The organism is Streptomyces sp. NPDC025618, assembly GCF_055558795.1.
This window is the reverse complement of sequence record NZ_JBVHLW010000036.1, coordinates 1-19,658: the sequence shown is the minus strand read 5'-3', so window position 1 is coordinate 19,658 and position 19,658 is coordinate 1. Positions and strand designations below refer to the sequence as shown.

The following is a 19,658-nucleotide window of genomic DNA, read 5'->3' as shown; positions in this document are numbered from 1 at the left end:
GGGGGCGTACGGACTCCGGCCCGGCGCTGTCCGCTACTTGAAGAGGTGGTCGCCGGGCGTGGCCATGCGGTGGGTGTTGCCGTGCTTACTCACCCAGTCGCGGATGAGTTTGATGGCGTTGGCGCATTTCCAGTCGTTGTCGTATTCGCGTACGCCGGTGAAGGCACCGTAGCCGGCGATGATGCCGTCGACGCGGGCGTCGCCGAGGAGCTTGTCGACGTACCAGGGGTCGTTGTAGGTGGTGGTCCAGGACAGGGTGGCCCCGAGCTGCCGGGCGGCCCGGTCGGCCGCGCCCTTCTTCAGTTCCGTGCAGGTGTTGTAGGAGGGTTCGGTGCAGTTGCCGAAGCCCTTGGTGATGTCGGTGTCGCCGTAGTCCATGGCGCGGTGGCCGGCCGGGAACCCGGCACCGGAGCGGGCGAAGGCGTCGCGCACCTGGTCACGGGTCCCCGTCGTCGTGACGCCCTCGAGCTTCCCGAGCTTGCCTTCCAGGCTCTTCCAGCCCCGGCCCCCGACGTCGGGGGTGCTGCCGCCGTGGTACTCGTAGAACCCGTACAGCACCTGGATCCCCGCGGCCGTCAGCCGCTGCGCCTTGTCCCGCAGCCCGGCGACACTGCACGCGCGGTTGGGCGCTTCACCGCAGTAGTTCGGGTCCTTGATGTCCAGCCAGACCAGCCCCAGTTTGCGGCCCGCCTTGGCGTGGGAGACGATGCGGTCGATCATGCTGTCGAAGCTGGGGCCCCGCCGGCTGTCGCCGGCGGAGGAGCAGTCGTGGTAGGCGCGCCATTCGTTGGGGTTCCACCAGGCGCACACGTCGATCTCGATCCCGTTCGCACCGTGGCTGATCGCGGCGTCGACGCCGTCGAGGGTGTCGACGCGGTGCGCGATGGCGTAGATCGCGTGCCGCTGATCGGCCGCTGCCGCCGGCGTCGTGCCGAGCACGGAGGCACCGACAATCCCGCACAGTGCTGCTATCAACGCCAGTAACGCCCGCGGGCGGGCGCCCTGCCTGAGGTGAGTGGTCAAGAAAGGTACTCCTTAGATCCGACGGCAGACGTCAATACCGCGGCCTGCGGCGACGGTGCCGATGGGCGCTTGGAGTTAAGAGGGTGGTCCTTTTCGACCCAGGATTGCACTAGTGTTTCGAGCTGCTGACGGGAATGAGCCAGGACCGGACAGCCTACAAGGCCCGTTACCAGACGGGTGGTTGGGGCTGGCGGGGCGAACGCCACGCCCCCGATCCTACTGAACGGTGCCTATCTGGCCTGCACTTGACCTCAACCGTCAGGTACGTTCCTGGACGGAACTGTCGGCAGACGGCCGCTGCGGAAAGGTGAGCAGATGTCCCAGCCCGCCCCAGTCGAAGCACTCACCGCGTGGAATGGCCACACCCTCCGCGAGGCGGACTGGCTGCTCCCTCTGCCACCCGCCTGCTCGCGCGCGCTGGACAGCGGACCCGCGGGAGCTCCCCTCCGAGCCGCGCTGGCGGAACTGGCCACGCGTATCACCCAACGTCTCCGGAACGGCCGCGGGTTCGTCGTGATCCACGGCTTCCCGGTGAGTGGCCGCACCGACCAGGAGTGCGCCGCAAGGTGCCGGCTGCTCGCCGCCTCGCTGGGCACGCCGAGGCCGGCGGACGCGGGTGACTTCGTCGCAGTGACCGACAACGCCGGACTGGGCAAGACCGACCGCGCTCTGACCCTGCACACCGACCGGACCCCGGCACCCCATCCCCCAAGCCTGCTGGGGCTGTTGTGCGTACGGCAGGCGGCCCAAGGCGGGGAGACACTCCTGGCCAGCGGCCATACCGTGCACAACAGGCTGCTCGCCGATACCCCCTGGGCCCTGCCACGGCTCTACCAGGACTTCCGCTTCGGCCGAGGCCCCGGCTTCGACCGCCTCCGCCCCGTCTTCCAGCGGCACGGCTCCGACGTGCGCGTGCACTACAACCGGCGCGGGATCGAACGTGCCCATCACGAAGCCGGTGCGCCCCTGACCGCCGAGGAGCGGGCGGCTCTCGACGCTGTCGACCAGGTCCTGTCCGACTCGCGTACCGTCCTGCGCGTTCCGCTGCGCCCGGGAGACCTTCTCTGGCTGGACAACACTGTCGTGCTGCACGGCCGCACCGCCTTCACCGACGCGTCCGACCCGTACGCCCGTAGGTGTCTGGTTCGCGTATGGGTGGACTGAGGCACCTCGGATGGGCCGCCCCCCTGCCGCCGTCGGAGTCGAAGTCGAAGAAGGCGACCGGGCCGGCACGTGAGGTGAAGGTGGCGCCACTGAGCCTCCGCGAAAAACCCGTTGGAGGGCCGCGGCGCCCGCTGCTAGCCTTTCGGAGGCCGTGCGAGAGAACAAGGAGGTGGTACCCGTGAACGTATCGACATGGGTGCTCCCCTCCGGGGTCACGGTCGGGCGATAGGTCGTCGTCCGGGAGCGCCGTTCAAGAGCTCCCGAAAGGCATGACCATGCGATTCACTTCTGAACGGCGTCTCGAGGACGGCATCCTCGAACGCGAATTCACCCTCGGCGAGATCCCCGGCACCCTCTGGATGCCCGGGTCCGCATCCGCGTCCGCACCGGCCCCGCTGATCCTCATGGCCCACAACAACGGCCTGCCCAAGGGGGAACCCCGGCTGGTGGCCCGCGCCCGGCACACCGCGGCGTCCGGCTACGCGGTGGCCACCATCGACGCCCGCGGGTGCGGTGACCGGCCCCGTTCCGCCGCCGCCGAACAGGCCCGCGCCGACCTCCGCCGGGCGATGCAGGCCGGTGAGCCGGTCGACGATATCTTCGAGTCTCTCGTCGGCCCGCTGGTCGAAAACGCGGTCCCGGAATGGCGGACCACCCTGGACGCTCTCCTAACGCTGCCCGGGATCGGCGACCCGGTCGGGTATTCGGGGTGGGCCGCTCTCGGCATCCGGCTGGCGGTGGCCGAGCCGCGCATCAGGGCCGCCGGCCTCTTCGCCGGGGGTTATGTGCCCCGTGCTCAGCGCGAGGAGGCCCGGCAAGTCACCATTCCCTTGCTGCTCCTGCTGCAGTGGGACGACGAAGGGAACCCCCGGCAGCGGGCCCTGGATCTGTTCGACGCCTTCGACGCCAAGGAGAAGACGCTGCACGCCAATATGGGCGGGCACCTCGGCACCCCGTGGTTCGAGCGGGAGGACGGGGACCGGTTCTTCGGCCGGCACCTGAAGTGAGGCCGGACCGCCAGGCCGGCGACAGACGGTAGACGGTGCCGGCCGACGCCGCTCGTCGAGGACGGGTCCTGGCCTTCCTCGATGGCGGTGGCCTGCGGATGCAGGGCCGCCCCGATCGCGGCAGTACCGGCCATCAGCGGTACTGGCCGGTCGGGGCGGTGGCGAAGTCGTCCTTACTGATCGTTTCTGGCAGCGGCCTCGTCCGGGCTACGCTTGACGGCGTGGACCGAGGCCGGACAAGTCTGCGCCCGCTGTACGGGCTGAAACGGTGGATCTACCGGGGCGACCGGCCCGACGCGGTCGCTCGTCTGCTCAACGCCTTCTGGCAGTGGCGCTACGGCACGGCGCGCGCGCCGCAGGACCACGGAGTCACTCTCATCGTCCGCGGCAGGGCCAGCGGCAGGGTGATCGCTTTCCCCGTGGTCCCCGTGGCTCATGAGGGCAAGTGGTACGTGGTGTCGATGTTGGGCACTCACGCCAACTGGGTACGCAACGTGCACGCCTCGGGCGGCAAGGCCGTCATCCGGCACGGACGGGACCACGACGTCACCCTCCGGGAGGTCCCGGCCTCGTCCCGTGCCCACATCCTGCGCGCCTACCTCAACGCAGCTCCCGGCGCCCGGCCGCACGCGCCCGTCGACCGGACCGCTCCACTGGAAGACTTCGAGCGGATCGCACCCGACTACCCCGTCTTCCACGTCATCGGCCTGCCCGAGCCGGAAGCGGTGTGAGTGGGCGTCAGGTCCGAGCTTCCTCAGTTCGTGATCGCCCGATCGTGGTACTGATCGCCGCCCGGGCCGCCTGGTGGGCATGTCCATGTTGAGGTGCGGGGTGTGAAGAGAGAGCCGTACCCCAGCGACTTGTCGGACGAGCAGTGGTTGCTGATCGAGCCGATGATCACCGCCTGGAAGCAGGACCGGGTGGCGCGGTCGGCGACCGGAGATCCCGGGGCCTGTGACCTGCCGGAGGTCGTGAACGCGATCTTCTACCAGAACCGGACGGGCTGACCCGCCGCCTCACCACGCCCGCCCCCGCCTGGCGCGACGCCCTTGAGCTGGCCGCGTGAACGTCATCGAGCTGCTGGCCAACCTCCAGGTCCAGCACGACCAGACCACGACCCGGCCCTGTGAACTACGCGACCAGAGCGGCCACTTGACCGCCGCCCCGGCCGAGACCGAGGCGACTCGCGGACCTGTCCACTACCCAGAAGGTCATCGCCGAACTCGCACCGGCCGGAGACGAACCCGGACCGCCCGCGGCGACCACCGCCTGTCAGCCCATCGTGAACGCCTTCAACCAGCACTCCGGCTGGGCATTCAGAGCCCGTGAGCCGCACGAACTCCTCGGCATGCCCACCCACGAGGCATCTGTCAACATCACCCGCGACCGTCTCGGACGCCTCGCCCGCCAAGGCTTCCTCACCCAGCCCGGACGAGGCCGCTACCAGAAACGGCCTTAACGCCCACTCAGACCGTGCGCGCTCCGGAGAACCTCGTCGTGGATGACCTCACCGGCCGGAGACGATCTCCGTCAGGTGATGCAGCGAGTTGATGAGATGCTCCGGGCCGAAGGGCGGGAATCGGATGTACTCCCGGATGGACTGCGGCACCGCCGACCAGTCATAGGTGAGCGTGACTTCGGTCCCGGACGGGCCGAGCGGCGCGAGGTCGTAACGCCAGGTCCAGCCTCCGAACTCCAGCTGACCATCGTCCTTCTCCGTGCCCGTCCGCCAGCCGATGGCGCATGGCGGGTCGAGCACCTGGACCTGGTTGGCCACCCGGTAGTCACCGTTCGGATGGTTGGGGTGATACATGTCCATCCGGAAGATCTGCCCCACCTCGGTCAGCGGCGCCCGGTCCACAGCTTCCTGAATCCAGCCGGTGCCGTCGATCGACGCATGGGCCGTCGGGTCCGCCAGCACCGCGAACACCCTCGCGGCGGGCACGGCGACCGTAAGGGTGGCGCTCACGTTCTCCTGGTCCACGGTGTGCACGCTCCTTGTGATCTCGTCTCGGGTCTCCGCAGGCGCGGAAGGGGACGTTCCCAGCATGCAAACGACGCGGCGAGGCAAAACTCATCGGTTGTGTGTGTACTGACTGACGTGAATCTCCGGGCGGGCTATAGCTCCGGCAGTCGGTCCGTCGGCTCTGGAGGGCGCCGTCGCTCGAGCCAGAAAAGGTAGATCCGCAGGTGCCCGGCCAGCTCACCATCGAGGTAGGCGGCGTAGTCGCGAGCAGCTGCGGCTGATCCCTGCCCGGACCTCTCGTCGTCGGCCTCCCACGCGTCGCGCCGACCGGTGAGGTGCTGCCGGACTCGGTCCCTGTCGCGCCACCACTCCCGGACAGCGGCCGGCGTCCAGTGGTCGTCACCGTCGCAGCCATAGCCGGAGAAGGGATCTTGTTGTGCGGCTTCGACCAGCTGCTGAAGCTGCTCCGGCGTCCGCGGCTGACGGTAGACGAACTCGGTGAAGTGCTCACCCTCGTAGAGGACGAGGGCTGGGGCGTGCAGGCGGCCGGTGCCGCAGTTGTCCGTGCCGGCCCCGTAGAACGGCCCGGGCACGTTGAGCCACTTCCGCTCGCTCCACCGCCCCTGGAAGGACTTGCGTGTGTCGCCGAGCAAAGGCACCGGGTCGAAGTAGAGCTCCACATCGGAAGAGTAGTCGGGGGCAGTGCCGGCCGCGGAGCCGGGGGCTCCTGGGGAGCCGGGCGCCAAGGGTCCGCTCCCCCACAGCGTTTTCCCAGGTCAGTTGCCCTTCACGGTAAGGTGCTCGGGCTCTGTCCTCCCTCGGTCGAGAAGCAATGGTGTTCGGCCTCCGCGTGTGAGGGGCCAGGGCTGGGACCGTCACCGCCGTCGGATCGATGGTCCGTGTCAGTGCGGGTGACCGGCGATGCGCAAGAAGGACAAGGTGGGGCACGGAATGAGGGAGCACGGCCGACGGCAGCGTCACCGTACGGTGGACCGGGTCGCGTGGATCCTGGAGGCCGCCGCGCGGGCGCCGGGCGGGGTGACCGTGGCCGATCTGGCGCGGACGCTCGGAGCGCCGGCGAGTTCGGTGCAGGACCTGGTCAACGGCCTTGTCGCGACAGGCTTTCTGCTGGAACAGCACCGGCGCTTCAGGCTCGGTCCCGCCCCGCACGTCCTCAACCTCATCTCCGGCCGGGTCGTCCCGCGGATCAGTCAGGCCGAGCTCGGCGAACTGAGCCGCGTCGCGGGTACCCCGGTGCTGCTCACGGTGCGGGTCGGACTCGACGCCGTGTATCTCGCGCGCGGCGGCGAGGACCACATCCCCCGCCTCGTGCCGCTCGCCGACCAGCACGTCGCCCGGCCGCTGTTGCGCACCGCCGCGGGCCGTCTGCTGCTGGCCTTCACCGATGAGGCGGAGCGCCGTGATCTGCTCGACGAGCTCGCCCGCCACGACCCCGAGGCGGTCGCCGAGTTCCGCTCCGCTCTTCCGGCGATCCGCGCGTCGCGGATCAGTCGCAGCGAGGGCCTGGCCGACCCCGAGGTCAGCGCGCTCGCGATCCCCGTCACCGAAGGTCGCGTCGTCACGGGAGCCCTCGCTCTGATGCACCGGCGTCGCGGCAACTCGGAGCGCTTGCTCCTGGACCGGGCGGCGGCCCGGCTCCTCGCACACATCCAGGAGAGGCAGGGCTGACGTCCGCATCGATTCACGGATATCCGTGAATCCGGGCGTTCGTGCGGCGCTGGGAACGAATATCCCGGCATGACCTCGCACACGCTGACCACGACCAAGCCCACGCCGCCGCCGTCCACCGGCGAGATCGTCTCCCGGCTGCTGCACACCCTCGGCGACCCCGACCCTGCCCGAGGAACCGAGGACATCACCGTCGTCGGGGCCGATCCCCTGGTGCCCTCGGTGCACCGCCTCGCCGATGCCATGTCTGCCGCGATCGGTGTCTTCGGGCAGCAGATGGCGGCGCTCGGCGAACAGCGCGGCCACGCGCCCCAGAGGGTGGAGGTGCGGGCCGGGGCCGCGATCGACCAGCTCATGGCGACGTATCACACGACGCTCTCGGGGCGCCCCCTCACCGCTCTCCTCGACGATCCGACGCTGCTCGGCAACAACGACTTCTACCGGGCGCGCGACGGCCGGTGGATCTTTATCATCACCACCTATCCGCATCTGCGGGACGCGGTCCACTCCGTGCTGAGGTGCGGGCTCGACAAGGTGGGGATCGCGCAGGCCGCGGCCGGCTGGGACGCCTTCACGCTGGAGGAGGCCATCTGCGCGCGGGGCGGCGTCGCCTGCGTGGTGCGCAGCCGGGACGAGTGGCTCGCGCACCCCGCGGGGCGGCATGTGGCGCGGCGCCCGGTCGTCGAGATCGAACGCGTCGGTGACGGGCCGGTCCGCCCGCTGGAGCCGATCGGCGCGGCCGAGGAGGCCCTCGCGGGCGTACGGGTGCTCGATCTCACTCATGTCATCGCGGGGCCCGTCGCGGCCCGGCTCCTCGCCCAGTTCGGCGCCGACGTGCTGCACCTGTCGCGTCCCGACCGCCCGGATCCGATCCCGATGATCGCGATGACCGGCGGCGGCAAGCGCAACGCCTACTGCGATCTGCGCGACGACAACGACCGCGCGGCCTTCCACGACGCGCTCCAGGACGCGGACGTCTTCGTGCACGCCTACCGGGGACTCGCCCGGCACGGGGCCTCGACCGAGGAACTCGTCCGCCGCCGCCCGGGGCTCATCACCCTCGAATACCACGCCTGGGGCGCCGACGGTCCCTGGGGCGAACGCGGCGGGTTCGACCAACTCGCCTGCTCGGCCACGGGATTCGCCGTCGAAGAGTGGACGGACCGGCCGTCACTGCCGCCGACGTATCTGCTCAACGACTACCTCGCCGCCTACCTCGGCGCCGCCGCCGTCGCGACGGTCCTGCGCCGACGTGCGGTGGAGGGCGGCTCATGGCGGATCCGTGTGACGTTGGCCGGGGTGTGTCACTGGGTGCAGGAACTCGGGTTGCTGGCTCGGGAGGACATACTCGGCCTGCCCCACCCCGGGCGCGCGCCGCTCGCCGCGCTGTCGACCACCGGGACCGACTTCGGCCCGCTCACCGAACCGGCGACGCCGTTCGCGTACAGCGGGCGCGCGGTCCCCCAGCCCGGCCGGCGTTCCCCGCTCGGGTCTGCCGAGCTCCAGTGGCGCTGAGCCACTTCTCGCGGCTCACGACGGGGATCACCGCCACCGTCTTCCTGGCCGGACTCCCCCTCGCCGCCGTCTTCCCCGAGTCAGCGGCCCGGGCACGGCACCACGTGCCCGCCGCCTTCACCGCACCACTGTTCCCCGCCCCACCCGATACCCCAGGAGGCACCGAAGATGTCCGAGAAGCCGAGCGGCCCGTCCGGCCGCGGACTCCTTGCCGGAGTCCGCGTCATCGAACTGGCCAGCGTCATCATGGCTCCGTACGCCGCTCAGCAACTCGGTGACCTGGGCGCCGACGTGATCAAGGTCGAGCCGCCCGCCGGTGACATGACGCGCCACTACCCGCCGCGGCGCCACCCCGGCATGGGCGGCACGGCACTGAACCTCAACCGCAACAAGCGCAGCGCCGTCATCGATCTCAAGGCCCCGCACGGCCGCGATGCCCTGCTCGCCCTGTTGCGCACCGCCGACGTCTTCATCACCAACCTGCGCCCGCAGGCTCTGGAGAAGCTCCGTCTCGGCTACGACGACGTGGCGGCCGTCAACCCCGGCCTGATCTACGCAGGCGCCCAGGGTTTCCGCAGCGACAGCCGCTACGGCACCCACGCCGCCTACGACGACGTCATCCAGGCGGCCAGCGGCCTGGTCTGGCTCAACCACAAGGTCTCCGGCCAACCGCACTACGTTCCCACCGTGCTGGCCGACAAGATCTGCGGCATGCAGATCGCCCAGTCGGTACTGGCCGCACTGCACTACCGGGAGCACGGCGGCACCGGACAGCACATCGAGGTCCCGATGGCGGACACCATGCTCGCCTTCAACCTGGTCGAGCACCTGGGCGCGGCCACCCTGGAGACCGACGGGGAGTTCGGCTCGGCCCGCTCGCTCAGCCCGCAGCGCCGCGCCCAGCGCACCGCCGACGGCTGGATGTGCATCCTGCCGCACAGCGACCGCAACTGGCGGGACTTCACCGCCTTCGTCGGCCGCCCCGACCTGGCCGACGACCCGCGCTTCGCCACCGGACCCGAACGGGCCCGCAACGCCGACGTGTTCTATCCGCTGCTCGCGGAGCTGACACCGCGGCACACGAGCGCCGAGTGGCAGGAGTTCTGCGACGGGGCAGGCATCGCCGCCGCCCCGGTGCTCGACCTGGAGTCCGCCGCCACCACCGCCTATGCCCGAGAGGGCGGCCTGCTCCGCGATGCCGAGCACCCCACCGAGGGCACCTATCGGGTGATCGGCCGGCCGGTCCGCTACTCGGCCGACCCGGAGCCGGAGCTGCGGCCCTGCCCGGGCATCGGCCAGCACACCGACGAGGTGCTCCGTGAAGCCGGCTTCGATCCTTCCCTGCTGCAGCCCACGGGCTGATCGATTTCCGTAACGAAAAGAATTCACTGATCCGGGAGCGAACAAGTCATGTCTCATTCAGCGCTTTCATCGATCGCGTTCCCCGATGTCGCCCTGCCCGAATCGGCCCGTCTCCTGCGCGCCGAGGTCCGCGCCTTCCTCGACGAGGAGCGCGCTCGCGGCACCGTGCTCGGCCGTCCCGACTCCTGGCTGGCCGGCTGGGACCCCGCCTTCAGCCGCCGCCTCGCCGAGCGCGGCTGGGTCGGCATGGCCCTGCCCGCCGAGTACGGCGGAGCGGGCCGCGGCTTCCTGGAACGCTATGTGGTGATCGAGGAACTGCTCGCCGCGGGCGCCCCGGTCAGCGCCCACTGGGTCTCCGACCGCCAAGCCGGCCCGTCCATCCTCGAGCACGGTACCGAGGAGCAGCGCCGTTTCTTCCTGCCGAGGATCGCCGCCGGGCAGTGCTTCTTCTCCATCGGCATGAGCGAGAAGAGCAGCGGATCCGACCTCGCCTCGGTGCGTACACGCGCTGAACGCACCGCCGACGGCTGGCGGTTGACCGGCACCAAGATGTGGACCGGCGGCGCCCATGTCAACGACTACGCCATCGTGCTGGCCCGTACCGACGACGCCGAGGACAAGCACGCCGGCCTCAGCCAGTTCATCGTCGACCTGCGCGCCCCGGGTGTACGGGTCGAGCCGATCCACCTGATGAGCGGCGAGCATCGCTTCAACGCCTTCCACCTCGAAGGCGTCGACGTCCCCGACGGCATGCTGCTCGGGCGGCGGGGTGACGGCTGGAAGCAGGTCACCGGCGAGCTCGCCTTCGAACGCAGCGGCCCGGAGCGCTACCTGTCCACCTTCCCCCTGCTGATCTCCCTGCTCCGCGAGCTCGAACAGCGCTCAGCGACGGCCGAGCAGCTCACCCAGGTCGGCATCCTGACGGCACGTCTGCACAGCATCCGCCGGCTCTCCCTCGGCGTGGCCGCCGCACTGGTCGCCGGAGCCTCGCCCGATCTTCAGGCCGCCCTGGTCAAGGACCTCGGCACCCGCCTGGAAGGCACGCTGATCGACACCGTCCGCGGCGTCCTGCCGACCCCGGCCGACCCGCACGCCACTCCCGGCAGCCACCCCGAACTGCTCGCCTTCGCCCTGCTGCACAGCCCCGGCTACACCCTGCGCGGCGGTACCAACGAAATCCTTCGCGGCATCATCACTCGTGGTCTGGAGCAGCACTGATGAACACCCACACGATCGACACCAGCACCCCTGTCATCTCCGCCGACGCCTATGACACCACCGCCTTCTTCGCCGACCCCGACGCCATCGCCGTCGTCACCGGCACCACCGCCCCGGACGCCGTGGCCCTCCCGTCCCCGGACGCCTCGACCGCCGAACTCCTCGCCGCGGCCCAGGAGGCAGGGCGCCGTGCCGTCCCCGCCCCGTTCGCCGAGACCGCTCTGGTCGCCCGCCCGCTGCTGCGCCGCGCCGGCCTCCCCGTACCCGAGGGCCCGCTCAGCTACGCCCTCGCCCCCGAGCTGACGATCCGCTACGCCCACCCGGCCACCTCGGCCGTCGGCTCGGCCGGCTGCCTGGGCGACGACGACACCCTGCTGGTCACCGGCACCCTGCGTCGCGTTCCCTGGGCCCGCGCCGCCACCGCGGTGGTCGTCCTGGCCACCGCCCCCTCCGGGCCCGTCCTGTTCACGTTCACCCCCGACCAAGCCGTTCTCACCCCTGGCGGCAACCTCGCCGAGGAACCCCGGGACGATCTGTATCTGGCCGCCGTTGAGATCCCTGCCTCGCGGGTCCGCCGGATCGCCCCCGAGTTGCTCGACGAGGGCCGGCTCCGCGCGGCCCTGGCTCGCTCCGCCCTGATCGCGGGCGCGGCCGAACGCTGCGTCGGCCTGACGGTCGCCCACACCGCGGCCCGCACCCAGTTCGGCCGTCCGCTCAGCCGCTTCCAGGCCGTCAAGCAGGAGGAAGCGCGACTGGTCGAGGAGGCCGCCTTGGTCCGTGCCGCCGTCCAGGCCGCCGCCGCACCGCTGGACACCGGCGGGCCCGGGGCTCACTTCGCCGTCGCCGCCGCCAAGACCCAGGCATCCGCCTCGGCCGCCGAGATCGCCCGCATAGCCCACCAACTGCACGGCGCCATCGGTATCACCCGGCTCAGCCCGCTCCACCTCGCCACCACCCGCCTGTGGTCCTGGCGCGACGAAGACGGCGACGAAACCTACTGGGCACGCCGCCTGGCCCGCCCCCTCACCGCCACCTCCCTGTGGCCCGCCCTGACCACCACGCCCTGACCCCCTCACCCTTCCTCGCCGCCGCCCGGCTCCGGCCCGGTCGGCGGCGGCGGCTTTCCCCGTATGCGGGAGGAACCCGACCAGCGGGCGAGGACACCTCGTACGGCGACGTCTCGGACCAGCTCCGGAAGACGGCCGCGACTGCTCGCCGCCCCAGGCGGTCAGTCGCTGGCCGCCTGGGGCGCGCCGAGGTCGGAGCGGTGCCGGTCCAGGATTCCCTCGACGATCCGCATCAGCCGTTCCCCCACCTGATCGATGCTTCCGTTCTGCGTACTGACCTGCGCTCCTTCGAGTACGAAGGTGATCTCGGCCGCGGTCTGCTCGGGGTCGGGCAGCCCGGCCCCGGCGCACATGCCCACCAGTCTGCGGGTCTGGAGTGCCTTATGCCGCTCGATGACTTGCCGCGCGGGATGGGAGCGGTCGGGCAGTTCGGCGAGGGAGTTGATGAACGGGCAGCCCCGGTGCGAGATCGTCGGCAGTCCCTCGGCGATGAAGCGGGCCAGGCCGAGGATCTGCTCCCTGGGGTGGTCGCGGTGTTCGGTCTCGACCCGGTCGAAGGCGGCCTGGTAGTCGGCCGCGACGATCCGCAGCCACTCCGCGACCAGTGCGTCCTTGGTCTCGAAGTGCCGGTAGATCGCCATTTTGGTGGTCCGGGCGCGCTCGGCGATGGCCTGAACGCCCACCCGTCGGATCCCCTCGCTCTGGAAGAGCTCCTCCGCCGCGTCGAGGATGCGCTCACGAGGCGGCAGTTTCGCCACCCTGCTCGGCCTGCTGACGGTCGATGCCATGACTGCTCCGTGACGTCCGGTCCGTTGTCGGGTCCCTCACCTGCTGCTACGGTACCAGTCAGCCTCATACGATACCGATCGGTATCGCATGGCACTCGGAGGTATCGTTCTTCCCGCTGGGAGTGACAGTTGAGAGTTACCGAGTACGTGAACTTCGATGCGGTCGGGCTCGCGGAGCTGGTGGCCGAAGGCGAAGTGACGCCCGCCGAACTGGAAGCAGCCGCACGCGAGGCCACGCAAGCGGTCAATCCGCGGATCAACGCCGTCGTGGAGACATGGCCGGCCGAGGACGATCCCACCCCCGGCAGCGCACCACTGGCCGGGGTCCCTTTCCTGATCAAGGACGTCGGAGTCTCCATGGCCGGGAGGCGGACGGAGCTGGGCAGCCGCCTCGCCGCCGGCCACGTCGCAGAGGCCGACTCGTTCCTCATGCGCCGCTTCCGCCGCGCCGGTCTCGTAACGTTCGGGCGTACCGCGACCCCGGAGATGGCGTACAGCACCACCACGGAGCCCGTGCTGTACGGCGCGACCCGCAACCCCTGGGACGTGGAGCGGAGCGCGGGCGGGTCCAGCGGGGGCGCGGCGGCGGCCGTCGCTGCCGGGGTGGTCCCGATCGCACACGCCACCGACGCCATCGGCTCGATCCGCATCCCCGCCGCCTACAACGGTCTCTTCGGGCTGAAGCCCACCCGCGGCCGGGTCTCCATGGGCCCGGACTTCGACGAGCTCTTCAACGGCCTGGCCGTGCAAGGCAGCGTCAGCCGCACCGTGCGCGACAGTGCGGCACTGCTCGACCAGATCCGTGGCCCGGAACCGGGTGACCCCTACTTCGCCGAGGAGCCGCCCCGCCCGTACGCGGAGGAAGTCACCCGCCACCCGGGCTCGTTGCGGATAGGTGTCCTCGCCCAGGCATGGGGCGGACACCGCACCGCCCCACCGGTGGCCGACGCCCTGGCTCGCACCGTGCGCCTGCTCGAATCCCTCGGCCACCAGGTGGAGGAGGTCGAGGTCGACCTCGGGGCCGACTGGGAGGAGTTCGTCCTGGCCAGCGCCCGTCAGTGGACAGCGAATCTCACGGCCTCACTCGACGAACTGGCTGCCGCCTTCGGCCGGCCCATCGACTCCTCGACCCTCGAACCGGTGACCCTTGCCAACTACCACTACGGGCAGCGAGTCAGTGGCACCCAGTTCGTCACCGCCCTCACGATCCGGAACCGTATCGCTCGAAGCCTGGCACGGCACTTCGCGTCCCACGACATGCTGCTCACCCCGACCCTGCCGGATCTCCCCGTGCCCTTGGGAACTCATGCCGAGGGCGCGGAGTCGCTGGACGGCCTCGGCTGGTTCCGCCGCCTCTACGATCTCTCGCCGTTCACCGCGGCGTTCAACGTGGCAGGCACACCCGCCATGTCCGTGCCACTGACGGCCGACGCCGGGACGGGGCTCCCGATCGGCATGCAGTTCGCTGCCGGCTACGGGCACGAGGGCGCCCTCTTCCGCCTCGGCGGGCAACTCGAACAGGCAAGCCCGTGGTCAGGGCGGACTCCCATGGTGTGGGCAGGCGATCACACACGCGGCTGAGAATCCATTCCCTCAACGCATCGAGGAAAGGGGGCTGGTGCGAGCGTTGATCGCGATGGTCCCGTAGCGCGGGTGGGCGATGGCGCCGCGGAGGCGGTGGCCGAGGCCATGGGGGCGGACCTGGCCAGGCCGGATCACCGGACCCGCGCCGGAGCCTCGCGGTGGCGTCCGCGCCGGGGGTGAGCTCCCTGTTCATGCCGGTCAGTTGCCACGAGGCGGGGCAGGCCCGACACAGAAAGCATCGGGCCGACCAGGCGGCGTAGCAGCGGTGCCCATCACTGCCCGAGGCAGGGCGGGGCCGTGCCCCGGACGCCGACGGTGCTGTCGTGGAACGCGTGGGGGCGATCTCAGTCGGACGCGAGGAACTCGGCCAAGCGATGGGTGTCCTCGAGATACCGGTCGTAGGGGAAACCAGCCGCTATGAGCCCGGCGCGAAGCTCGTCGCCGAGCGGCTTTCCGGCGGCGTGGAATGCCTTCCGGCCGGCCTCGGTGAGGCGGACCAGCCTCCGCCGCGCGTGTTCGGGGTCGACGGTGATCCGCACCAGATCGTCCGCCTGGAGTGTCCGTAGCGCCCGGCTGATCGCCGGGTCGGACACCGACAGTGCCTGCGCGAGCCCGTGCTGCGTCACCGGCTCGATCTCCTCCAGCGTGCCCAGCAGGCGTATCTGGCTGTAGGTCAAGCCGCCGAGGTCGTCGGTGCGCCGCCGGGCCGCCTCGCCCAGCTGCATGACCACGCGGTGCAGCAGATCTCCGAGTCCGTCGTCCATAGGTGCCACTATACCTAACTCTTGACGGGTTAATATTAACCCGTCAAGAATGAGGCCCATGGACAACTACTCCTACGTCGCGCAGTCCGCCTTCCCGCTGGTCTGGATCCTGGTACCGGCCGCCGGAGCCTTCGCGCGCACCCGCCACACCCACTCACCTCAGCAGGCCCTGGAAATCTGGCAGCGCTGGTGGGCCATCGGCGCCTTCGGCTGCGGCAGCCTGTGGATGACGGTCGCGTTCCTCGCCTTCCCGGACACCATGGCCACGGCGATCGGCTTCGACCGGACGCCCTTCATGTTCGAGATCGCCTTCGCCAACCTCGGACTGGCCGTCATGGGCTTCCGGGCCGCCTCGGCATCCGCGCGGGAGCGCATCACCATCGGGCTCGGCGGGGGGATGTTCCTCTGGGGAGCCGCGGCCGGTCACCTCTACCAGTGGTTCGCCAACGGTGACCACGCCCCCGGCAACACGGGCGGAGTGCTCGTCAACGACCTCCTGATCCCAGCGGTCATGATCATCCTTGCCGCGCGATCCCGGCAGCTGGCAGTCACACCCCGGTCGGCCACGAAGACCGGCACCTGAGACGCGGTAGCGGGCCCCCGCTGCCGCCTCCAGCGCCACTCCCCCGGCAGGCTCCCCGCGTTGGTGATTCACGGCTTGCAGTGATCCGGCCCCGTCACCGCCTCGGAACCCCGGCTCGACGCGGGCCGGCAACGCCTCGAACACTTCCACCCCGCAAGAAGTCTACAGCTGTATACTTTCAGGGAAGATGCCTCGTAGTACCACAGAGCGCGGGTGTGCGAAGCGGGCCCGCGGGAGGGAAACACGAGATGAACCTCAACCTCATAGGCAAGCGCGCCCTCATCACCGGTTCGAGCGCGGGACTCGGCGAGGCCACTGCGAAGATGCTGGCGGCCGAGGGGGCCGCGGTCGTGGTGCACGGCCGGGACAAGGACCGCACGGAGAAGGTCGCGCGGGAGATCCGCGAGGCCGGCGGGGCGGCCGAGACGGTCGTCGGCGATCTCGCCGACGACCTCGCCGCCGCCGGCGTCGCCCACGCGGCCACCGCGGGCGGCCCCGTCGACATCCTCGTCAACAACGCCGGCTTCTACCGGCACCTGTCCTGGGCCGAAGCCACCCCGGACGAGTGGCGCGACACCTACAACGTCAACGTCGTCTCAGCCGTTCGCATGATCCAGCACCTGGTGCCCGCCATGCGCGAACGCGACTGGGGACGTGTCGTCACCATCGGCGGCGGACTCGCCTCCCAGCCGCTGAACACCCACCCCCAGTACAACGCCACCTTGGCCGCCCGGCACAACCTCGCCGTCTCCCTCGCCCGTGAACTCAAGGGCACAGGCGTCACATCCAACGTCGTCTCCCCGGGGGCGATCCTCGTCGAAGCCACCAAGGACCTCTTCACCAGTATCGGGCCCGCCCGCGGCTGGGGCCGGACCTGGGACGAGATCCAGCCCAACGCCGTCGAAGCCCTCCTCCCCAACGACCAGGAACGCTTCGGCGAACCCGATGAGATCGCCGCAGCCGTCGCCTACCTCTGCGGCGAACACGCCCAGTACGTCAGTGGAGCCACCATCCGCGTCGACGGCGGGCTCATCCGCTCCGCATTCTGAGCACACGCCCCGCCGTCCCGCGGGCCGGTGACAGGCCGCTATCCGCCGGTGCCGTCGCGGCCGGCTCCGGGCGCGGAACCGCCGCCTGCCTCACGGATGACCGGTCCGAGCATGTCGGCGAGAAGGGCGGCGAGGCGGTCGTCGTCTGCCGTGACGAGCGCGGTGGTACCGACGACGCTGCGCAGCAGCCATGTTCCGGCGACCAGCGCGAGGGCGAGCTGGGCGCGGACGTCGGCCTCCGAGCCGTCGAGCAACCCTGCGAGACGGGCTCCCACATGGGCCTCCACACCCTGCCGGACGATGTCCGCCGCCTCCGGATCCGGCGCCGAGCGCAGCAGCAGGAGAAACGGGTCGAGTCGCTCGGCGCCGGGCGCGGTGCGCTCGGCGAGCGTGTGGGCGATGGCGTCCGCCAAACCGGCGCGTTCGTCGCCGACGACGGTCGGCGGTGCGAAGGCACGAGCGACGGCCCGCGCGAACAGGCCCTCCTTCGAGCCGAAGTAACGGTTGATCATCATCGCCGTCACACCCGCCCGCTCGGCGATCTGACGCACCCCGGCCCCGGCGTACCCGTGCTCGGTGAACTCCACGACCGCGGCGGCGAGAATCGCCTCGCGTGTCGCGGCGCCGTCGCGCCTGCGGGCAGGATATGCAGTGCTCATGGCCAGGAGCATACGGCGCGTTGGCGCGGATTCCGTCAGCCGCTCCCCCCACCTGGTCGACGCTTCCGTTCCGCGTACCGCCCTGCGAGCTCCGCCTCGAAACGCGACCTCGTCGAGCGGACTCATACGTTTCCGGGCCACCGCTTACTGGCCCACCCACCCCCGCAACAGTTCCTCCCGCTCCGCCCGCCGAGGCGACCCGCCCTCCCACGCGCGGCCCCACTCCGACATCGCCGCCAGCGTCGTCTCCATCGTCGCGGCGCCTTCCGTGAGGTGGGCCAGGAGGGCGTGGGAGAGGTCGATCTCGGTCTGCGGGTAGCCGACGGCGGCGGCGATGTAGGCCGCCAACTCGGTTTCACCGTCAGATGTTTCCACGCGCACCGTCATCAGCGCCGGAGCCTCGTCCACCAGGCCGTGGCCCATGGGCAGGGCCAGTTCCTTCACCGTGCCCAGAGCCAGGTCCTTGACCACACCGACCTGCCGCTTCAGAGACTTCACAGGGACGTCCGCCACCGTCAGGGCGTCCACGTCCTCCCACAGGTGAAGGCCCGCCTGTCCGTCGCCGAGGGCCACGACACCCTCGGGGGTCAGGCGGACCCCGGGAGCCGAACCGGCCGGCTTCGCGCCCACGTAGACGTCGCCCTCGACGATCCAGAACAGGCCCACCATGGCCATGGGTTACTCACTTCTCCCGACGACGGCGCCGCCGTATCACACGTCAACGAGCAGGTCGTCCTCCGCAACGCGTCGACGAGCTGGGAAGTTCCCGCTTCCCAGCTCCGGGTCCGCGCTGGTCAGCACCGCACCAGACTCCGTAGGCCGGTGGATCGCTGAAGACGAGCCGAACACGTACCAGCCCTGGATCCCCCCGTTGGTGGCCACCTGACGGCCCGACCGTCAACGGCGCCGCGACGGGCCTTCACTCAGGCCAGGCCGGCCTCTCACGCATCATTTCCCCGGTCACAGCGCGATATCGGACGCCGGTCCGAGGTGGCCGAGCTCGCCAGGTTGACACGGCGCGGACCGGCCGGCGACTTGCCGATCGCCCGTGCCTTGCCGTCCCCGTGGAGCACCACGTCAGGCGCGAGCATGCCGAGCAGTGCGTCCAGGTCGCCGCCTCCGGCGACCTCGAAGAACCTGCGGGCGAGTTCGTCGCCCTCCGCCCGCCGGGCCGGGGACAGTGCCGATGTCGACTGCCCGCGCTGCGGGGGCGACGCGCCTTCTGAGCGCGGGCGAAGATCTGCCGGCAGTCCGCCGCGGACTTGCCGACGATCCCCGCCACGTCCGGGTAGCCGTACCCGAAGACCTCGCGCAGCCCGAACACCGCCCGCTCCACGGCGGAAAGGTTCTGACGGCGGCGCAAAGGCGTACGTCGGGGCACATGGCACAGATGGCGGGGCCTTTCCGCCTCCCGGCACCTCGCTCGACAGCGCATCAGTGTGTCCGCACGGCAGATGGCCGCTCCTGCTTGGGATACCGCACCGCCCGGGTGCAGCCGCCCCGGCCAGGTGAACGCCGGCGGCGGCCGCCTCGTCTCCGTGCGAACGGCTGGACGGGGGTGTGGCAGCGGGACGGTCGGGTAGCCGCCGGGACAGCGACCCGGAACACAAAAAGCCACGAGAACGGAGTGCACATGTCGAAGATCGAGGAATCCGTCGAGGTCGATGTGCCTCTGACCACCGTCTACGACCAGTGGACGCAGTTCGAGGAGTTCCCGCGGTTCATGGAGGGTGTCGAACGGATCGAACAGCGCACCCCGACCCTCACCCACTGGGTGACCGAGGTCGGCGGGGTCCGTCGTGAGTTCGACGCCGAGATCACCGAGCAGCGCCCCCACGAGCGGATCGCGTGGACGACGGTGCGGGGCGAAGTGCGGCAGGCGGGCGTGGTGACCTTCCACCGGCTGGACGACACCCATACCAAGGTGATGCTCCAGCTGAACCACGACGCGTCCGGGATCGCCGACACCGTCGGCGACAAGCTCGGCTTCGTCCGGCACCGGGCGAAGGGCGACCTGAAGCGGTTCAAGGCATTCATCGAGAGCCGCGGCAGTGCCACCGGCGCGTGGCACGGCACGGTGTGAGCCGCTGCCGCCGGGTGGGGGGGGGGGGGGGGGGGGGGGGCCGCCCCCCGTCTCGCCGGGCGACTTCAGCCACACCCCCACCCAGGACATCACCAAACGCGCCCCCTTCCCCCCGGTGCCCACTTCCCCCCCTACCG

At 70.6% G+C, this 19,658-nt stretch carries 20 protein-coding genes and 1 pseudogene; 14 read left to right on the top strand and 7 right to left on the bottom strand.

Annotated features, from left to right (window positions below; genetic code table 11):
• Positions 1-33: 33 nt before the first annotated feature.
• Complete coding sequence (locus tag ACZ4A5_RS25175) at positions 34-1,023, bottom strand: PI-PLC domain-containing protein (protein ID WP_467588502.1); 990 nt, start codon at positions 1,021-1,023, stop codon at positions 34-36.
• Between the two features lie 315 nt (positions 1,024-1,338).
• On the opposite strand from ACZ4A5_RS25175, the gene ACZ4A5_RS25170 reads away from it, so the two are divergent.
• The 5 genes and pseudogenes from ACZ4A5_RS25170 to ACZ4A5_RS25150 all read left to right on the top strand — a co-directional run bounded on the left by ACZ4A5_RS25170 (position 1,339) and on the right by ACZ4A5_RS25150 (position 4,653).
• Complete coding sequence (locus tag ACZ4A5_RS25170; protein WP_467588499.1) at positions 1,339-2,187, top strand: TauD/TfdA family dioxygenase; 849 nt, start codon at positions 1,339-1,341, stop codon at positions 2,185-2,187.
• A gap of 275 nt (positions 2,188-2,462) precedes the next feature.
• Positions 2,463-3,194, top strand: coding sequence for a dienelactone hydrolase family protein (locus ACZ4A5_RS25165; RefSeq protein WP_467588495.1), 732 nt, complete (start codon positions 2,463-2,465; stop codon positions 3,192-3,194).
• A gap of 221 nt (positions 3,195-3,415) precedes the next feature.
• Positions 3,416-3,925 (top strand): nitroreductase/quinone reductase family protein, encoded by a 510-nt coding sequence (locus ACZ4A5_RS25160; RefSeq protein WP_467588492.1) that lies wholly within the window; start codon positions 3,416-3,418, stop codon positions 3,923-3,925.
• Positions 3,926-4,027: 102 nt separating this feature from the next.
• Positions 4,028-4,198: pseudogene (locus ACZ4A5_RS25155) on the top strand (transposase); the annotation flags it as partial.
• Positions 4,199-4,476: 278 nt separating this feature from the next.
• Complete coding sequence (locus tag ACZ4A5_RS25150; protein WP_467588488.1) at positions 4,477-4,653, top strand: hypothetical protein; 177 nt, start codon at positions 4,477-4,479, stop codon at positions 4,651-4,653.
• A 48-nt stretch (positions 4,654-4,701) separates the two neighbouring features.
• Here ACZ4A5_RS25150 and ACZ4A5_RS25145 read toward each other — a convergent pair whose 3' ends face one another.
• Both ACZ4A5_RS25145 and ACZ4A5_RS25140 read right to left on the bottom strand, forming a co-directional pair.
• Entirely contained in the window at positions 4,702-5,178 is a 477-nt protein-coding gene (locus ACZ4A5_RS25145; RefSeq protein ID WP_467588484.1) for an SRPBCC domain-containing protein, read from the bottom strand.
• A 134-nt stretch (positions 5,179-5,312) separates the two neighbouring features.
• A complete protein-coding gene (locus tag ACZ4A5_RS25140) occupies positions 5,313-5,840 on the bottom strand; it encodes a ferredoxin (protein ID WP_467588481.1) in 528 nt (175 codons plus the stop codon).
• A 271-nt stretch (positions 5,841-6,111) separates the two neighbouring features.
• On the opposite strand from ACZ4A5_RS25140, the gene ACZ4A5_RS25135 reads away from it, so the two are divergent.
• The 5 genes from ACZ4A5_RS25135 to ACZ4A5_RS25115 all read left to right on the top strand — a co-directional run bounded on the left by ACZ4A5_RS25135 (position 6,112) and on the right by ACZ4A5_RS25115 (position 12,011).
• On the top strand, positions 6,112-6,849 hold the full coding sequence (locus ACZ4A5_RS25135; protein WP_467588478.1) for a helix-turn-helix domain-containing protein: 738 nt from the start codon (positions 6,112-6,114) through the stop codon (positions 6,847-6,849).
• A 69-nt stretch (positions 6,850-6,918) separates the two neighbouring features.
• Positions 6,919-8,364, top strand: a complete 1,446-nt coding sequence (locus tag ACZ4A5_RS25130) for a CoA transferase (RefSeq protein WP_467588475.1) — start codon at positions 6,919-6,921, stop codon at positions 8,362-8,364.
• Positions 8,365-8,532: 168 nt separating this feature from the next.
• Positions 8,533-9,726 carry a CaiB/BaiF CoA transferase family protein gene (locus ACZ4A5_RS25125; protein ID WP_467588471.1) on the top strand — a complete coding sequence of 398 codons (1,194 nt, stop codon included), beginning with the start codon at positions 8,533-8,535 and terminating at the stop codon, positions 9,724-9,726.
• Positions 9,727-9,774: 48 nt separating this feature from the next.
• A complete protein-coding gene (locus tag ACZ4A5_RS25120; RefSeq protein ID WP_467588467.1) occupies positions 9,775-10,944 on the top strand; it encodes an acyl-CoA dehydrogenase family protein in 1,170 nt (389 codons plus the stop codon).
• Entirely contained in the window at positions 10,944-12,011 is a 1,068-nt protein-coding gene (locus ACZ4A5_RS25115) for an acyl-CoA dehydrogenase family protein (RefSeq protein WP_467588463.1), read from the top strand. Before ACZ4A5_RS25120 ends, ACZ4A5_RS25115 begins: the two co-directional genes overlap by 1 nt.
• A 161-nt stretch (positions 12,012-12,172) precedes the next feature.
• On the opposite strand, the gene ACZ4A5_RS25110 is transcribed toward ACZ4A5_RS25115, so the two are convergent.
• Positions 12,173-12,799, bottom strand: a complete 627-nt coding sequence (locus ACZ4A5_RS25110) for a TetR/AcrR family transcriptional regulator (RefSeq protein WP_467588459.1) — start codon at positions 12,797-12,799, stop codon at positions 12,173-12,175.
• A 129-nt stretch (positions 12,800-12,928) separates the two neighbouring features.
• Here ACZ4A5_RS25110 and ACZ4A5_RS25105 point away from each other — a divergent pair, with 129 nt between their 5' ends.
• Positions 12,929-14,380, top strand: coding sequence for an amidase (locus tag ACZ4A5_RS25105; protein ID WP_467588456.1), 1,452 nt, complete (start codon positions 12,929-12,931; stop codon positions 14,378-14,380).
• Positions 14,381-14,727: 347 nt separating this feature from the next.
• On the opposite strand, the gene ACZ4A5_RS25100 is transcribed toward ACZ4A5_RS25105, so the two are convergent.
• Positions 14,728-15,147, bottom strand: coding sequence for a MarR family winged helix-turn-helix transcriptional regulator (locus ACZ4A5_RS25100; protein ID WP_467588453.1), 420 nt, complete (start codon positions 15,145-15,147; stop codon positions 14,728-14,730).
• A gap of 58 nt (positions 15,148-15,205) precedes the next feature.
• Here ACZ4A5_RS25100 and ACZ4A5_RS25095 point away from each other — a divergent pair, with 58 nt between their 5' ends.
• Together ACZ4A5_RS25095 and ACZ4A5_RS25090 are read left to right on the top strand one after the other, a co-directional pair.
• Positions 15,206-15,730 (top strand): DUF6790 family protein, encoded by a 525-nt coding sequence (locus tag ACZ4A5_RS25095; RefSeq protein ID WP_467588450.1) that lies wholly within the window; start codon positions 15,206-15,208, stop codon positions 15,728-15,730.
• Positions 15,731-15,978: 248 nt separating this feature from the next.
• Positions 15,979-16,779 carry an SDR family NAD(P)-dependent oxidoreductase gene (locus ACZ4A5_RS25090; RefSeq protein ID WP_467588447.1) on the top strand — a complete coding sequence of 267 codons (801 nt, stop codon included), beginning with the start codon at positions 15,979-15,981 and terminating at the stop codon, positions 16,777-16,779.
• Positions 16,780-16,817: 38 nt separating this feature from the next.
• On the opposite strand, the gene ACZ4A5_RS25085 is transcribed toward ACZ4A5_RS25090, so the two are convergent.
• Both ACZ4A5_RS25085 and ACZ4A5_RS25080 read right to left on the bottom strand, forming a co-directional pair.
• The gene (locus tag ACZ4A5_RS25085; protein WP_467588445.1) at positions 16,818-17,438 is read right to left on the bottom strand and encodes a TetR/AcrR family transcriptional regulator; all 621 of its coding nucleotides are present in this window, start codon (positions 17,436-17,438) and stop codon (positions 16,818-16,820) included.
• A 144-nt stretch (positions 17,439-17,582) separates the two neighbouring features.
• Positions 17,583-18,113: a hypothetical protein gene (locus ACZ4A5_RS25080; protein ID WP_467588443.1), complete on the bottom strand. Its 531-nt coding sequence runs from the start codon at positions 18,111-18,113 to the stop codon at positions 17,583-17,585.
• 958 nt (positions 18,114-19,071) lie between these two features.
• Between ACZ4A5_RS25080 and ACZ4A5_RS25075 the strand changes: the two genes are divergently transcribed.
• A complete protein-coding gene (locus ACZ4A5_RS25075) occupies positions 19,072-19,521 on the top strand; it encodes an SRPBCC family protein (protein WP_467588440.1) in 450 nt (149 codons plus the stop codon).
• Positions 19,522-19,658: the final 137 nt, after the last annotated feature.

What these genes read in the sequence shown, in the direction of transcription:
- ACZ4A5_RS25170 (WP_467588499.1), top strand. Translation starts at nt 1,339, where the DNA reads ATGTCCCAGCCCGCCCCAGTCGAAGCACTCACCGCGTGGAATGGCCAC.
- ACZ4A5_RS25165 (WP_467588495.1), top strand. Translation starts at nt 2,463, where the DNA reads ATGCGATTCACTTCTGAACGGCGTCTCGAGGACGGCATCCTCGAACGC.
- ACZ4A5_RS25135 (WP_467588478.1), top strand. Translation starts at nt 6,112, where the DNA reads ATGAGGGAGCACGGCCGACGGCAGCGTCACCGTACGGTGGACCGGGTC.
- ACZ4A5_RS25130 (WP_467588475.1), top strand. Translation starts at nt 6,919, where the DNA reads ATGACCTCGCACACGCTGACCACGACCAAGCCCACGCCGCCGCCGTCC.
- ACZ4A5_RS25125 (WP_467588471.1), top strand. Translation starts at nt 8,533, where the DNA reads ATGTCCGAGAAGCCGAGCGGCCCGTCCGGCCGCGGACTCCTTGCCGGA.
- ACZ4A5_RS25120 (WP_467588467.1), top strand. Translation starts at nt 9,775, where the DNA reads ATGTCTCATTCAGCGCTTTCATCGATCGCGTTCCCCGATGTCGCCCTG.
- ACZ4A5_RS25115 (WP_467588463.1), top strand. Translation starts at nt 10,944, where the DNA reads ATGAACACCCACACGATCGACACCAGCACCCCTGTCATCTCCGCCGAC.
- ACZ4A5_RS25110 (WP_467588459.1), bottom strand. Translation starts at nt 12,799, where the DNA reads ATGGCATCGACCGTCAGCAGGCCGAGCAGGGTGGCGAAACTGCCGCCT.
- ACZ4A5_RS25100 (WP_467588453.1), bottom strand. Translation starts at nt 15,147, where the DNA reads ATGGACGACGGACTCGGAGATCTGCTGCACCGCGTGGTCATGCAGCTG.
- ACZ4A5_RS25095 (WP_467588450.1), top strand. Translation starts at nt 15,206, where the DNA reads ATGGACAACTACTCCTACGTCGCGCAGTCCGCCTTCCCGCTGGTCTGG.
- ACZ4A5_RS25090 (WP_467588447.1), top strand. Translation starts at nt 15,979, where the DNA reads ATGAACCTCAACCTCATAGGCAAGCGCGCCCTCATCACCGGTTCGAGC.
- ACZ4A5_RS25085 (WP_467588445.1), bottom strand. Translation starts at nt 17,438, where the DNA reads ATGAGCACTGCATATCCTGCCCGCAGGCGCGACGGCGCCGCGACACGC.
- ACZ4A5_RS25080 (WP_467588443.1), bottom strand. Translation starts at nt 18,113, where the DNA reads ATGGCCATGGTGGGCCTGTTCTGGATCGTCGAGGGCGACGTCTACGTG.
- ACZ4A5_RS25075 (WP_467588440.1), top strand. Translation starts at nt 19,072, where the DNA reads ATGTCGAAGATCGAGGAATCCGTCGAGGTCGATGTGCCTCTGACCACC.